Raw genomic sequence first — 13,364 nt, 5'->3', positions numbered from 1 at the left:
TGAAGGGTGGGGCGCCGGGTGCGGCGGATGACGGGCGCGCCCGGCGCCGTGCGCGGCCGTATGCGCGTTCGGCGGCCTCAGGCCGCCTTCGCGTCGAGTGCCGCGCGCGCACAGGTCTCGTCGGTGACGAGCCCCGACAACCAGCCGCCGCGCAGCGCGGCGATCACCGCGTCGCGCTTCTTCGGGCCGCCCGCGAACGCGATCGTCGGACGTTTCGGCGGCGCGTCGAGCGCGACGCTCGTCACGCGCGCGCTCGTCGACACATCCACCAGCCTGCCCCGCGCATCGATCGGCACGCCGAGCAGCTCGGCCACCGCGCCGAGCGAGGTCATCTCGTCGCGTTCCTGTTCGGTGATGAAGCCGTCCTCGTAGAGCGGGCAGTGCGGGCCGATGTTGCCGATCCCGACGAACGCGACGTCGGCCTGCGCCGACAGCGCATCGACGATCCGGTACAGACGGTGATTGCACCATTGCGCGCGCTCGGCGTCGCTGTCGGCGAACAGCGGCGCGGGCAGCAGGAAGTGCTTGCTGCCCGTCTTCTCGGAGATGTACTGCGCGACGTCGTAGCGGTTCGACGAGCCGTCGGCCGCGATCGCGCCGACCATCGACACGAGCCGGTGCTGCGGCCGCTCGATCTGCGCGATCTGCGCGACCGCCGCCTTCAGCGTGCGGCCGCTGCTGATCGCGATCACCATCGGCCGCGTTTCGTTCAGGTAGCGCTCCATCACCTGCGCGCCTGCGACCGCGAGCTTGCGGTCGATCGCTTCGGGCGCGTCGGCATCGACCGGCACGACTTCGCACATCGCGAGCCCGTAGCGTTTCGACAATTGCGCGCCGAGATCGAGACAGTCGGCGAGCTGGTGATCGACGCGCACGCGGATCAGGTTCTTCTCGACCGCGAACGCGACGAGGCGCTGCGCGACCGGGCGCGACACCTGCAGCTTCTCGGCGATTTCGTTCTGCGTGTCGCCCGCGACGTAGTAGAGCCACGCGGCACGCGTGGCGAGATCGAGTTTTTCTGAGGACTTGGACACGATAGCGGTTCGGTTTGGATCTGGGGGCCGCCCCGCGGGCGGGCCGTCAGGCGGCGCCGACGGCGTTCACTGTAACGCATGCCGGGCGCGCGGCCGACGGCCGCTGCGCGTCGCCGCGGCGGCGCTTATGCGAGCCGCGCGCGCGACGGTTCGTAAAGCGGGCGTACGTGGCGATACAGCGCGCGGAACGTGTCGAGGCGCTCGCGCAGCAGCGCATGGCGCGCGGCGTCGGGCGTGTATTCGGCGCGCACCGGCGGCTTGGTCAGCACCGCCTGCGGATCGCCGCCGACGGCGAGCCAGCCCAGGCGCGCCGCACCGAGCGCCGCACCGGTTTCGCCGCCGCCGTGCTGGCGCGTGTGCACGTTCAGCGCATCGGCGATCAACTGCGCCCAGAACGCGCTGCGCGCGCCGCCCCCGATCAGCGACAGCCGGTCGGTTTCGACGCCGGCCGTGCGCAGCGCGTCGAGGCCGTCCGCGAGGCCGAGCGTCACGCCTTCGAGCACCGCGTAGCCGAGATGCGCGCGTTCGGTCGCGTGCGTCATCCCGAAGAACACGCCCTGCGCATACGGATCGTTGTGCGGCGTGCGTTCGCCGGACAGGTAGGGCAGGAACAGCGGCGCCGTGGCGAGCGCGTCCGCGTCGAGCGCCTCGACTTCGGCGAGCAGCGCCGGCTCGTCGGTGCCGGTCAGCTTGCAGACCCAGCGCAGGCAGCTCGCGGCCGACAACACGACGCTCATCAGCTGCCAGCGGTCGGGAATCGCGTGACAGAACGCGTGCACGGCCGATGCGGGATTCGGCATGAAGCGGTCGCCGACCACGCTCAGCACGCCCGACGTGCCGAGCGACACGAAGCCGTCGCCCGCGTGGATCGCGCCGATGCCGAGCGCGCTCGTCGCGTTGTCGCCGCCGCCGCCGGCCACCACGACGGCCTCCGACAGCCCGAGCTCGCGCGCGACGTCCGCCCGCAGCGTGCCGGACGGCGCGTTGCCTTCGACGATGCGCGGCATCTGCTCGCGCGTCATGTCGCACGCGGCGAGCAGCGCGTCGGACCAGTCGCGGCGCGCGACGTCGAGCCACAGCGTGCCGGCCGCGTCGGACGGATCCGACACCTTCGCGCCGGTGAGCCGGAAGCGCAGGTAGTCCTTCGGCATCAGCACGCACGCGGTCGCGGCGAACACGTCGGGTTCGTGCTTCGCGACCCACAGCAGTTTCGGCGCGGTGAAGCCGGGCATCGCGAGGTTGCCGGCCAGTGCGTGCAAATCGGGTGCGCGTTCGGTGAGCAGCGCGCATTCGTCGGCGCTGCGCATGTCGTTCCACAGGATCGCCGGGCGCAGCACGCGGTCGTCGCGGCCGAGCAGCACCGCGCCGTGCATCTGGCCCGACAGGCCGATCCCGCGCACCTGCGCGAACGCCTGGGGGTGCCGTTCGCGCAGCGCCGCGAGCGCGGCGAGCGTGCCTTGCCACCAGTCGTCCGGATGCTGTTCAGCCCAGCGCGGGTGCGGCCGCGACACGCCGAACGGCGTGCCCGCGGTGCCGACCACGGTGCCGTCCGGGGCCAGCAGCAGCACCTTCACTTCCGAGGTGCCGAGGTCGATGCCGAGATACATGAGCGATCCGTTCCGTCAGTGAGGAGCCGCTACTTTAGCCGCACGCACGCGCGCATGCCAACGCAGGTTCGCCCGGATGCGCGGCTGCTTGCGCGTGCTGGCCGCCGGGAGAGGGCCGGGGGGGCCGCGCCTCAGCGCTGCGCGAGCCACGCGTCGACGCGCGCGAGCCCGGCGCGCAGCGCGTCGTACAGCGCGGCGTTGCCGGCAAGCGAGCCCCACAGCGCGCGGCTCGCGCACAGCGCGACGACCGGGTCGTCCGCTTCGACAATCGCCCGCGCGGTGCCGTCATCCATCACGCCGTCCTGGTACGCATACGGCAGCAGCCCGCGCGCCCAGCGTTCGAGAAAGCGCAGGAACAGCGCCGGCAGCACCGCGGTGGCGACCGGCACCGCGCCGCGCGCGAACGATTCGACGAGCGTCGGCGCGATGAAGCCGGGAATCTTCGAGAAGCCGTCGGCCGCGACGCGCTGGTTCGTGTCGAGCACGTACGGGTTGCCGAAGCGTTCGAGCACGACGTCGCGATAGCGTTCGAGGTCGAGCGGGCTCGGGCTGAGGCACGGGATCACGTCCTGCGTCACGTAGTCGTGCGCGAAGCGGCGGATCGCCGCGTCGTGCGTGCCCTCATGGATGTACGTGTGGCCCGCGAGCGTGCCGGCCCACGCGATGCAGCTGTGCGTCGCATTGAGGATGCGGATCTTCGCTTCCTCGTACGGGTGCACGTCGTCCACCAGTTCCGCGCCGGCCAGCTCCCAGCGCGGCCGGCCGGCCGCGAAGCGGTCCTCGATCACCCACTGGATGAACGATTCGCCCATCACCGGGCACGCATCGTCGACGCCGGTGGCCGCGCGCACGCGTTCGCGCACGTCGGCGGTCGGGCGCGGCGTGATGCGGTCGACCATCGCGCTCGGCGTCGCGACGTTCGCATCGAACCACGCGAGCAGGCCGGCCTCGCCGCGCCGTTCGAGGAATTCGCGCATGCCCGCGCGAAAGCGCGCGCCGTTGTTGCGCAGGTTGTCGCAGCTCTGCAGCGTGAGCGGGCCCGCGCCGCGCGCCACGCGTTCGGCGAGCAGCGCCGCGAGCGCGCCGTACAGCGTCGTGCGCGCGCCCTGCAGGTCGGCCGCGAGATCGGCGTTCGCGAGATCGAGTCGGTTGTGTTCGTCCAGGTAGTAGCCGCCTTCAGTGACGGTGAACGACACGATGCGGCACGCCGGGTCGGCGCCGGCGTCGATCAGCGCGGCGAGGTCGATCGACCACGGCAGCACGCGCGAGATCGCGCGGATCGTCTCGTACGCGCGCTCGCCTTGCGGCGTGACGGTCTCGAGCGTGTACGCGCCGTGCTGCGCGGCGAGCGCGTCCATCGTCGCGCGCATGTCGTCGCGGATGTTGGCGACCGTCAGCGACCAGCGCTCGCCGGCCGGCACGGCCGCATTCACGCGATGCAGATACCACGCCTGGTGCGCGCGGTGGAACGAGCCTGCGCCGATGTGCAGCAGCACGGGCGTGCGGGCGGAGGGCGATTCGGTCATCCGGTGTCTCCTGTCGCGATCGGATTCCGGGCGGCCTGGCTGCAGCACCCGCGAGCCCCGCCGTCGAATACGATCATTTGCTCATCATGTGAGCGAATGATCGTATTCGGGCGAACGAAAGTCAAGGCGGCGACGCCGCATTTCGATGGTGCGCTGCGGGGCGGGAGGACGGACGTCAGCGTGCGTCGCGCGCAGCGCGGGTGAGCGCGACGAGTTCGTCGAGCAGCTTGCCGGCCGGCCCCGGCAGGATTCCGTGGCGGCGGCGAAACGCGGTGAGCGTGCGTACCGCGACCACTTCGCGCACCGGCAGCGTGTCGATCGTGCCGGCGCGCCGTTCGGCGCCGTACATCGGTTCGGCCATCCAGCTCAGGAAGCCCGCATGCGCGACGAGGCTCTTCAGCGTCGTGACCGAGCGCGTCTCGACCGCGATGTCGGGCAGCGCGAGCCCGTGCGCGTCGAAGGTCGCGCGCATGTGGTCGAACGGCGCGGTGCCGCGCGGCGGAACCGCCCAGCGCCCGTGCAGCGTGTCGGCGAGCGTCGGCGCGCGTCCGAGCGCGCGCAGCGGATGGTGCGGCGCCGCAACGATATGGCTGCGATCCTCCCAGCGGCACTCGGGAATCGCGACGATCTCGTCGGTGTCGGGCCCGTGCGCGGACAGCGCGAGATCGATCTCGTGCTTGTTCAGCCCCTCCGCGAGCCGGTCCCACACGCCTTCGAGAATCTCGACGCGCAGGTTCGGCCAGCGGTCGAGCACGCGGCCGACCGCGACCGGCAGCACGAGGCTCGCGATGCTGCCCACCGTGCCGACCTTGATCGTGCCCTTCGCGAAGCCGCGCAGCGCATCGAGTTCCTCGCGGGCGTGCTCGGCCTCGTGCTGCAGCAGCGTCGCGTGCGGCAGCAGTGCCTCGCCGAACGCGGTCAGCTGCATGCCTTTCGAGTGGCGCTCGAACAGCGGCGCGCCGACCTGATCCTCGAGCCGTTTCAGGATCCGGCTGAGGGCCGGCTGGGTGACGTGCAGCGCGTCGGCCGCGCGGCCCAGGCTGCCGCACGTGACGATGGTGGTGAAAGCACGCAATTGACGGAGATCGAAAGTCATGCCGAATCGTAATGGCTTTTCGCAGAAAATACAGTATCCGAGAATGACCCGCGCTTCGATACTGTGGAAACCGCCAAGCCACCGAGGAGACGCCCGAGCATGTCCGGCACCCCGTCCCAATCCGCCGCCCCGATCACCGTCCGCGACGCGGTCATCGACCTGTTTCGCCAGTTCGGCATCGATCGCGTGTTCGGCAACCCCGGCTCGACCGAGCTGCCGATGTTCCGCGATTTCCCCGCCGATTTCCGCTACGTGCTCGGCCTGCAGGAGGCCGTCGTGGTCGGGATGGCGGACGGTCATGCGCAGGCCACCGGCAATGCGGCGGTGGTCAATCTGCATTCGGCGGCCGGCGTCGGCAACGCGATGGGCAACCTGTTCACCGCGTTCAGGAACCGCACGCCGCTGATCGTCACCGCGGGCCAGCAGGCACGCGCGATCCTGCCGTTCGATCCGTTCCTCGGCGCGACGCAGGCCGCCGAGATGCCGAAGCCGTACGTGAAATGGAGCATCGAGCCCGCGCGTGCGCAGGACGTGCCGGCCGCGATCGCGCGCGCATACCGGATCGCGATGCAGGAGCCGCGCGGGCCGGTGTTCGTGTCGATCCCGGTGGACGACTGGGACCAGCCGGCCGAGCTGCTGCCGCGCCGCGCCGTGAGCAGCGTCGTGCGGCCCGATCCCGACGCGCTCGCGCGGCTCGGCGACGCGCTCGATGCCGCGCGGCGTCCCGCGCTGGTGGTCGGCGCGGCCGTCGATCGGGCTGGTGCGTGGGACGACGTGGTGCGGCTTGCCGAGCGGCACCGCGCAAGCGTGTACGCCGCGCCGATGTCGGGGCGCTGCAGCTTTCCCGAGGACCATCCGTTGTTCGCCGGCTTCCTGCCCGCGATCCGCGAGAAGATCGTCGCGCGGCTCGACGGGCACGACCTCGTGTTCGCGTTCGGTGCGCCCGCATTCACCTATCACGTCGAAGGCTTCGGCCCGCATGTGCCGCCGGGCGCCACGCTCGTGCAGCTCGTCGACGATCCGGGTATCGCCGCGTGGACGCCGTCGGGCGACGCGGTCGTCGGCAACCTGCGGCTCGCGGCACGCGAGCTGCTGGCCCGGACGGCGCCGCCCGAGCGGCCGATGCCCGCGCCGCGGCCGCCGCGCCCGCGCGCTGAAGCGCCGGCCGCCGGCGAGCGGATGTCGGTGGCGTTCGCGCTGCAGACGCTCGCCGAGTTGCGCGACGCGCACGACATCGTCGTCGAGGAGGCACCGAGCGCGCGGCCGGTGATGCAAACGCACCTGCCGTTCACGCGCAGCGGCACGTTCTACACGATGGACAGCGGCGGGCTCGGCTACGGGATGCCGGCCGCGGTCGGCGTCGCGCTCGCGCAGCCGGGGCAGCGCGTGATCGGGCTGATCGGCGACGGCTCGAGCCTCTATTCGGTCCAGGCATTGTGGAGCGCCGCGCAGCAGAAGCTGCCCATCACGTTCGTGATCCTGAACAATCGCCGCTACGCGGCGCTGCAGGATTTCGCGCCCGTGTTCGGTTTCGGTCCCGACGATCCGGTGCAGGGCACCGATCTGCCCGACCTGGACTTCGTCGCGCTCGCGCAAGGGATGGGATGCCGCGGCATTCGCGTCACCGATGCCGCACACTTGCGCGACACGCTGACGGATGCGCTGCGGGCCGGTACGCCCGTCGTCGTCGACGTCGAGGTTGCCTGACGCGCATCGCGCGTCGTCCCGGAGAATTCATGCAAACGGTATCGATGCTGATCGGCGGCCAACGCCGCCACTCGTCCAGCGGCGCGACCTTCGTGCGCCGCAATCCGCTCGACGGCGAAGTCGCGTCGGCCGCGCCTGCGTGCACGGTCGACGATGCGCGTGCGGCGGCCGATGCGGCCGCGCGCGCATTTCCCGAATGGGCGGCGCTCGGCCCCGGCGCGCGCCGCGCGCTGCTGCTGAAGGCGGCCGCCGCGCTCGAAGCGAAGCACGAGCAGTTCGTCGCCGCGATGGCGGCCGAAACCGGTGCGTCGGCGCTGTGGGCCGGCTTCAACGTGCAGCTTGCCGCGAGCGGGCTCGTCGAGGCCGCGTCGCTGACCACGCAGATCGGCGGCGAGCTGATCCCGTCCGACGTGCCTGGCTCGCTCGCGATGGGCGTGCGACAGCCGGCCGGCGTCGTGCTCGGCATCGCGCCGTGGAACGCGCCGGTGATCCTCGCGACGCGCGCGCTCGCGCTGCCGCTCGCGTGCGGCAACACGATCGTCCTCAAGGGCTCCGAACTGTGCCCCGTCACGCACGGGCTGGTCGTCGAGGCGCTGCAGGAGGCCGGGCTGCCGCCGGGCGTCGTCAACTTCGTGACGAACGCGCCCGAGGACGCGAGCGCCGTCGTCGACGCACTGATCGCGCATCCGGCCGTGCGCCGCGTGAATTTCACCGGATCGACGCGCGTCGGGCGGATCATCGCCGAAGCGTGCGCGCGTCATCTGAAACCGTCGGTGCTCGAACTCGGCGGCAAGGCGCCGTTCGTCGTGCTCGACGATGCGGATCTCGACGCGGCGGTCGCGGCGGCCGCGTTCGGCGCGTTCGCGAATTCCGGGCAGATCTGCATGTCGACCGAGCGGATCGTCGTCGACGCATCGATCGCCGATGCGTTCGTCGCGAAGCTCGCCGCGCGGGCCGCGTCGCTGCCGCTCGGCGACCCGCGCGAGGGGCCTGTCGTGCTCGGCTCGCTGATCGACATGAAGGCCGTCGAGCGCTGCAACACGCTGATCGACGATGCGCTCGCGCACGGCGCGACGCTGCTGTGCGGCGGCAAGTCCGACACCACGCTGTTCCCGGCGACGCTGCTCGATCGCGTGACGCCCGCGATGCGGATCTATGCGGAGGAGTCGTTCGGGCCGGTGAAGGGCATCGTACGGGTCGACGGCGAGGCGGCCGCGATCGACTGCGCGAACGACAACGCGTTCGGGCTGTCGTCGGCGGTGTTCAGCCGCGACGTCGCGCGCGCGATGCGCGTCGCGGCGCGCATCGAGTCGGGCATTTGCCACGTGAACGGCCCGACCGTGCACGACGAGGCGCAGATGCCGTTCGGCGGCGTGAAGGACAGCGGCTTCGGGCATTTCGGCGGCAAGGCCGGCATCGCCGCGTTCACGGACCTGCGCTGGATCACCGTGCAGACCACGCCGCGCCACTATCCGTTCTGAGAGGCGACCGACGATGAGGATTGCGATTCTGGGTGCCGGCGCGATGGGCTCGCTGTTCGGCGCGCGGCTGGCCGAGCACGGCGAAGCCGTGACGCTGATCGACGTGAACGACGCGCATCTCGATGCGATCCGCCGCGACGGGCTGCGCATCGACGACGATCGCGGCGAACGCCGCATCCGCACGCTGCAGGCCGTGCGGCCGGAAGCCGCGAATGCGGCGGCAGGCGCCGCGCCCGATGCCCCGTTCGACTTGCTGATCGTGTTCACGAAATCGCTGCACACCTGCGCGGCGCTCGAAGGCGTGCACGCATTGCTGACGCCGCGGACATCCGTGCTCACGCTACAGAACGGTCTCGGCAACGTTGAGGCGCTGAACGCGTTCGTGCCGCTCGAGCGCATTCTGGTCGGCGTCACGACGTGGCCGGCCGACTTCGCGGGCGCCGGGCACGTGCGCTCGCACGGGGACGGCACGATCCGCATGATGACGGCGGACGGCGCGTCGCGCCCGTTCGCGGCGGCCGTGGCCGACGCGCTGTCGCGCGCCGGGCTCGCGTGTTCGCTCGATGCGGACGTCTGGGCCGCGATCTGGGAGAAGGTCGCGTTCAATGCGGCGCTCAACACGCTGTGCGCGGTGACGGGCTGCAGGGTCGACCAGCTCGGCCGCGATCCCGAAGGTCCGCGGCTCGCGCTCGCGATCGCCGCGGAGACGGCTGCCGTCGCGCGCGCGAAAGGCGTCGCCGTGGATGGCGAGCGTATCGCGCGCAGTGTCGAGCACGCGATCCGCGAGCATCGCGGCCACCGGCCGTCGATGCTGCAGGACGTGCTCGCGGGCCGCCGCACGGAGATCGGCGCGATCAACGGTCAGGTCGTCGCGGCCGCGCGCGAGACGGGCGTCGCGGTGCCGCACGTCGAGACGCTGCTCGCGCTGGTCCGGCTGATCGACGCGCAGCTCGACTGAGCATCGGGCCGGCGGCCGGCTTGCGCCGCACGACGATCCGCGCGCGCCGCGTGACGCGACGCCGCCGGATCGGGATGGGTTGGACAGGATGCCGGGGCCGGCGCCGATGCATTGACGTCGACCGGCCGCGCAGCACGAGATCCGGGCACGCGCCAGCGCGTCAGCCCGGGCAACAGGAGACGCCATGAAACGCATCGAATACCGTTGTCTTGCCGCGCGCCGCTCGCGCACCTTGCCGCCGATGCGCGGCACCCGGGAGGCCGCATGAGCACGCGCGACGGATTGCAGCCGCCGGCGGTCGACATCGGCGCGACGCTCGACGACGGGCCGTTCACGACGATGCAGCGTTGCGTGGTGCTGCTCGCCGCGCTCGCGATCGTGCTCGACGGCTTCGACGGCCAGTTGATCGGCTTCGCGATTCCGGTGCTGATCCGCGAATGGGGGATCACGCGCGGTGCATTCGCGCCGGCGGTGGCCGCCGGGCTGATCGGCATGGGCATCGGCAGCGCGTGCGCGGGGATCGTCGCGGATCGCTTCGGCCGCCGCCAGGCCGTGATCGGCAGCGTGTTCCTGTTCGGCGTCGCGACCTGCGCGATCGGCTTCGCGCCGGATGTCGCGACGATCGCGATCCTGCGCTTCTGCGCGGGGCTCGGGATCGGCGGCGCGCTGCCGACCGCCACGACGATGACGGCCGAATACACGCCCGCGCGGCGCCGCACGATGATGGTGACGGCGACGATCGTCTGCGTGCCGCTCGGCGGCATGCTGGCCGGACTGTTCGCGCACGAGGTGCTGCCGCGCTACGGCTGGCGCGGGCTGTTCTTCGCCGGCGGCGCGCTGCCGCTCGTGCTCGGTTTCGTCCTGGTGCGCGCGCTGCCCGAATCGCCGCGCTATCTGGCGCGCCGCCCCGCGCGCTGGCCGGAACTCGGCGCGCTGCTCGCGCGCATGCAGCGGCCGGTCGAGCCGGGCACCGTGTTCACCGATCTGCGCGATGCGCGCTCACCCGGCGCACGCGGCGGGTTCGGCGCATTGTTCGCCGGCCACCAGGCGCGCGACACGATCGCGCTGTGGTGCGCATTTTTCATGTGCCTGCTCGCCGTGTATGCGGCATTCAGCTGGCTGCCGACGATGCTGGCCGCGAGCGGGCTGAGCGTGTCGGTCGCGGGCTCGGGGTTGACCGCGTACAACCTGGGCGGCGTGATCGGCGCGCTGCTGTGCGCGTGGGCGATCACGCATGCCGGTTCGCGCTGGCCGCTCGCGCTGTGCAGCGTCGGCGGCGCGGCGAGCGCGATATGGCTGATGGGTGTCGATGCGGGACGCCACACGGGCTGGCTGATCGTCGGGCTCGGCCTGCACGGTTTGTTCGTCAACGCGGTGCAGTCGACGATGTATGCGCTCTGCGCGTACATCTATCCGACGGCGGTGCGTGCGACCGGCACTGCGGGCGCGCTTGCGTTCGGCCGGCTCGGCGCGATCCTCAGCGCGTTCGCGGGCGCGATCGTGATCACCGCGGGCGGCGCGACGGCGTACCTGACGATGCTGGCCGCCGCGATGGGCGTGGTGTGCGTCGCACTGCTCGCGATGCGGCGGCACATTCCGCGGTTCGCGCACGAACGGGCGTTGCCGCGTGACGGGGAGGAGCTGGCCCGCACGTCGTCGTGACGCGCGCTCGCATGGCGTGCGTTACAGCGTCGTGCGCACGTGCCAAAGCTCGGGGAACAGCACGACGTCGAGCATCTTGCGCAGATACGGCGCGCCGCTCGTGCCGCCGGTGCCCTGCTTGAAGCCGATGATGCGCTCGACGGTCGTCACGTGACGGAAGCGCCACTGGCGGAACGCATCCTCGAGATCGACGAGTTCCTCGGCCATCTCGTACAGCTCCCAGTGCTGCTGCGGGTGACGGTAGACCTCGAGCCATGCGGCCTCGACCGTTTCGTCGTGACGCATCGGCTGCGTCCAGTCGCGCTCGAGCCGCTCGGGCGCGATCGGGAAACCGCGCCGCGCGAGCAGGCGCACGACCTCGTCGTAGAACGACGGCGCCTCGAGCGTCGCGCGCACCTGCTCGAGGATGTCGGGCCGGTGCGCATGCGGCTGCAGCATCTGCACGTTCTTGTTGCCGAGCAGGAATTCGAGCTGCCGGTACTGGTACGACTGGAAGCCCGACGACTGGCCGAGATACGGCCGCATCGCCGAATACTCGGACGGCGTCATCGTCGACAGCACGTTCCACGCCTGCACGAGCTGCTCGAGGATCCGCGACACGCGCGCGAGCATCTTGAACGCGGGCGGCAGCGCGTCGCCGCGCACCGCGTCGAGCGCACCGCGCAGCTCGAACAGCGCGAGCTTCATCCACAGCTCGCTCGTCTGATGCTGGATGATGAACAGCATCTCGTTGTGATCGGGCGACAGCGGGTGCTGCGCGTCGAGGATCGAATTCAGCGACAGATAGTCGCCGTAGCTCATCGACTTCGAGAAATCGAGCTGCGCGTCGTGCCAGCCGGCTTCGCCCGCCGCATCGCCGGGCACGTGCGGCGCTTCATGAGCGGGTTGGGCCGCGCGTGCGCCCGAGAACGGGCAGCCCGCCGGCGCATTGTCGCCGGGTGGCTGCATATGACCAGAATTCACGACTCTCTCCAGATTTGAATGACGGGGGCGCGGCGCGCGCGGCCTGCGCGCGCCGGTCGACGCCGATCAGGTCACCGCGCCGCGCTCGGCGAACTCGGGTGCCTTCCACGCATCGGTGGTCAGGATGTCGCGCAGCGTCTCGACGGCATCCCACACGTCGGCGAAGCGCGTATAGAGCGGCGTGAAGCCGAAGCGCAGCACGTACGGCTCGCGGTAGTCGCCGATCACGCCGCGCGCGATCAGCGCCTGCATCACCTCGTAGCCGTGCGGATGCTCGAAGCTCGCCTGCGAGCCGCGCTGGTGATGCGCGCGCGGCGTGACGAGCTTCAGCGACAGGCCCGCGCAGCGCGCTTCGACGAGTGCGATGAACGCATCGGTGAGCGCGAGCGACTTGCGGCGGATCGCCTGCATGTCGGTCTGCAGGAACACGTCGAGCCCGCATTCGACCATCGACATCGACACGATCGGCTGCGTGCCGCACAGGAAGCGCGCGATGCCCGGATCGGGCGCGAAGCCCGGCTGCATCGCGAACGGTGCGCGGTGGCCCCACCACCCCGACAGCGGCTGCGAGAAATGCGCGTGATGGTGCTGCGGCACCCACACGAACGCCGGCGAACCGGGGCCGCCGTTCAGGTACTTGTACGTGCAACCGACCGCGCCGTCCGCATGCGCGCCGTTCAGGTCGACCGGCACCGCGCCGGCCGAATGCGCGAGATCCCACAGCATCAGCGCGCCCGCGTCGTGCACGAGCTGCGTGACGGCCGACATGTCGTGCATGTAGCCGGTGCGGTAGTTCACGTGCGTGATCATCGCGACGGCCGTGTCCGCGCCGAGCGCGTCGGGAAGGTCGGCCGGATCGTCGATCAGGCGCAGCTCGTAGCCGCCGCCGAGCTGCTCGATCAGCCCTTGCGCGATGTACAGGTCGGTCGGGAAGTTCGAGCGCTCCGACACGATCACGCGGCGCTCCGGCGCGCGCCCGGCCTGGTGACGCAGCATCGCCGACAGCAGCTTGAACAGGTTGATCGAGATGGTGTCGGTCACGACGGTCTCGCCCGGTGCGCCGCCGATCAGCGTCGCGAGCTTGTCGCCGAGGCGGCGCGGCAGCGCGAACCAGCCGGCGGTGTTCCAGCTGCGGATCAGGCCTTCGCCCCATTCGGCGTCGATCACCTGTTGCGCGCGGGCGGCGGATGCGCGCGGCTGTGCGCCGAGCGAGTTGCCGTCGAGATAGATCACGCCGTCGGGCAGCGCGAACTGGTCGCGCAGCGCGGCGAGCGGGTCGTCGCGGTCGAGGGCGAGCGCGTCTTCACGGGTCTTGATCATGATGTCGGGT

The 13,364-nt window shown here is 71.3% G+C and carries 10 protein-coding genes; 4 read left to right on the top strand and 6 right to left on the bottom strand.

All coding sequences use genetic code 11. The annotated features are described in order from the left end of the window. Positions 1-77: 77 nt before the first annotated feature. The 4 genes from SB786_RS31370 to SB786_RS31355 form a co-directional block, all read right to left on the bottom strand. Positions 78-1,034, bottom strand: coding sequence for a sugar-binding transcriptional regulator (locus SB786_RS31370; RefSeq protein ID WP_410730851.1), 957 nt, complete (start codon positions 1,032-1,034; stop codon positions 78-80). A gap of 125 nt (positions 1,035-1,159) precedes the next feature. Beyond that, positions 1,160-2,641, bottom strand: coding sequence for a xylulokinase (gene xylB / locus SB786_RS31365; protein WP_410730850.1), 1,482 nt, complete (start codon positions 2,639-2,641; stop codon positions 1,160-1,162). A 131-nt stretch (positions 2,642-2,772) separates the two neighbouring features. After that, positions 2,773-4,167 carry a D-arabinitol 4-dehydrogenase gene (gene dalD / locus SB786_RS31360; RefSeq protein WP_410730849.1) on the bottom strand — a complete coding sequence of 465 codons (1,395 nt, stop codon included), beginning with the start codon at positions 4,165-4,167 and terminating at the stop codon, positions 2,773-2,775. Between the two features lie 175 nt (positions 4,168-4,342). Next, positions 4,343-5,263, bottom strand: coding sequence for a LysR family transcriptional regulator (locus SB786_RS31355; RefSeq protein WP_410730848.1), 921 nt, complete (start codon positions 5,261-5,263; stop codon positions 4,343-4,345). Positions 5,264-5,362: 99 nt separating this feature from the next. On the opposite strand from SB786_RS31355, the gene mdlC reads away from it, so the two are divergent. The 4 genes from mdlC to SB786_RS31335 all read left to right on the top strand — a co-directional run bounded on the left by mdlC (position 5,363) and on the right by SB786_RS31335 (position 11,071). Then, positions 5,363-6,970: a benzoylformate decarboxylase gene (mdlC, locus tag SB786_RS31350; RefSeq protein WP_410730847.1), complete on the top strand. Its 1,608-nt coding sequence runs from the start codon at positions 5,363-5,365 to the stop codon at positions 6,968-6,970. A gap of 29 nt (positions 6,971-6,999) precedes the next feature. Next, positions 7,000-8,451 carry an aldehyde dehydrogenase gene (locus SB786_RS31345; RefSeq protein WP_410730846.1) on the top strand — a complete coding sequence of 484 codons (1,452 nt, stop codon included), beginning with the start codon at positions 7,000-7,002 and terminating at the stop codon, positions 8,449-8,451. Between the two features lie 13 nt (positions 8,452-8,464). Next, the gene (locus SB786_RS31340; protein ID WP_410730845.1) at positions 8,465-9,409 is read left to right on the top strand and encodes a ketopantoate reductase family protein; all 945 of its coding nucleotides are present in this window, start codon (positions 8,465-8,467) and stop codon (positions 9,407-9,409) included. Positions 9,410-9,673: 264 nt separating this feature from the next. Beyond that, a complete protein-coding gene (locus tag SB786_RS31335; RefSeq protein ID WP_410730844.1) occupies positions 9,674-11,071 on the top strand; it encodes an MFS transporter in 1,398 nt (465 codons plus the stop codon). A gap of 21 nt (positions 11,072-11,092) precedes the next feature. Here SB786_RS31335 and kynA read toward each other — a convergent pair whose 3' ends face one another. Beyond that, a complete protein-coding gene (kynA, locus tag SB786_RS31330) occupies positions 11,093-12,019 on the bottom strand; it encodes a tryptophan 2,3-dioxygenase (RefSeq protein ID WP_034177043.1) in 927 nt (308 codons plus the stop codon). Positions 12,020-12,100: 81 nt separating this feature from the next. Beyond that, entirely contained in the window at positions 12,101-13,354 is a 1,254-nt protein-coding gene (gene kynU, locus SB786_RS31325) for a kynureninase (RefSeq protein WP_410730843.1), read from the bottom strand. Positions 13,355-13,364 lie beyond the last annotated feature (10 nt).

The organism is Burkholderia sp. SIMBA_062, assembly GCF_046534765.1.
In the GTDB taxonomy this organism is placed as follows: domain Bacteria; phylum Pseudomonadota; class Gammaproteobacteria; order Burkholderiales; family Burkholderiaceae; genus Burkholderia; species Burkholderia ambifaria.
Note: the sequence above shows the minus strand (reverse complement) of the source record. Positions and strands in the feature narration are given on the sequence as shown.

Bases quoted from the DNA above. Each gene is read 5' to 3' on its own strand.
- xylB (WP_410730850.1), bottom strand. From the start codon at position 2,641: ATGTATCTCGGCATCGACCTCGGCACCTCGGAAGTGAAGGTGCTGCTG.
- dalD (WP_410730849.1), bottom strand. From the start codon at position 4,167: ATGACCGAATCGCCCTCCGCCCGCACGCCCGTGCTGCTGCACATCGGC.
- SB786_RS31355 (WP_410730848.1), bottom strand. From the start codon at position 5,263: ATGACTTTCGATCTCCGTCAATTGCGTGCTTTCACCACCATCGTCACG.
- mdlC (WP_410730847.1), top strand. From the start codon at position 5,363: ATGTCCGGCACCCCGTCCCAATCCGCCGCCCCGATCACCGTCCGCGAC.
- SB786_RS31345 (WP_410730846.1), top strand. From the start codon at position 7,000: ATGCAAACGGTATCGATGCTGATCGGCGGCCAACGCCGCCACTCGTCC.
- SB786_RS31340 (WP_410730845.1), top strand. From the start codon at position 8,465: ATGAGGATTGCGATTCTGGGTGCCGGCGCGATGGGCTCGCTGTTCGGC.
- SB786_RS31335 (WP_410730844.1), top strand. From the start codon at position 9,674: ATGAGCACGCGCGACGGATTGCAGCCGCCGGCGGTCGACATCGGCGCG.
- kynA (WP_034177043.1), bottom strand. From the start codon at position 12,019: ATGCAGCCACCCGGCGACAATGCGCCGGCGGGCTGCCCGTTCTCGGGC.
- kynU (WP_410730843.1), bottom strand. From the start codon at position 13,354: ATGATCAAGACCCGTGAAGACGCGCTCGCCCTCGACCGCGACGACCCG.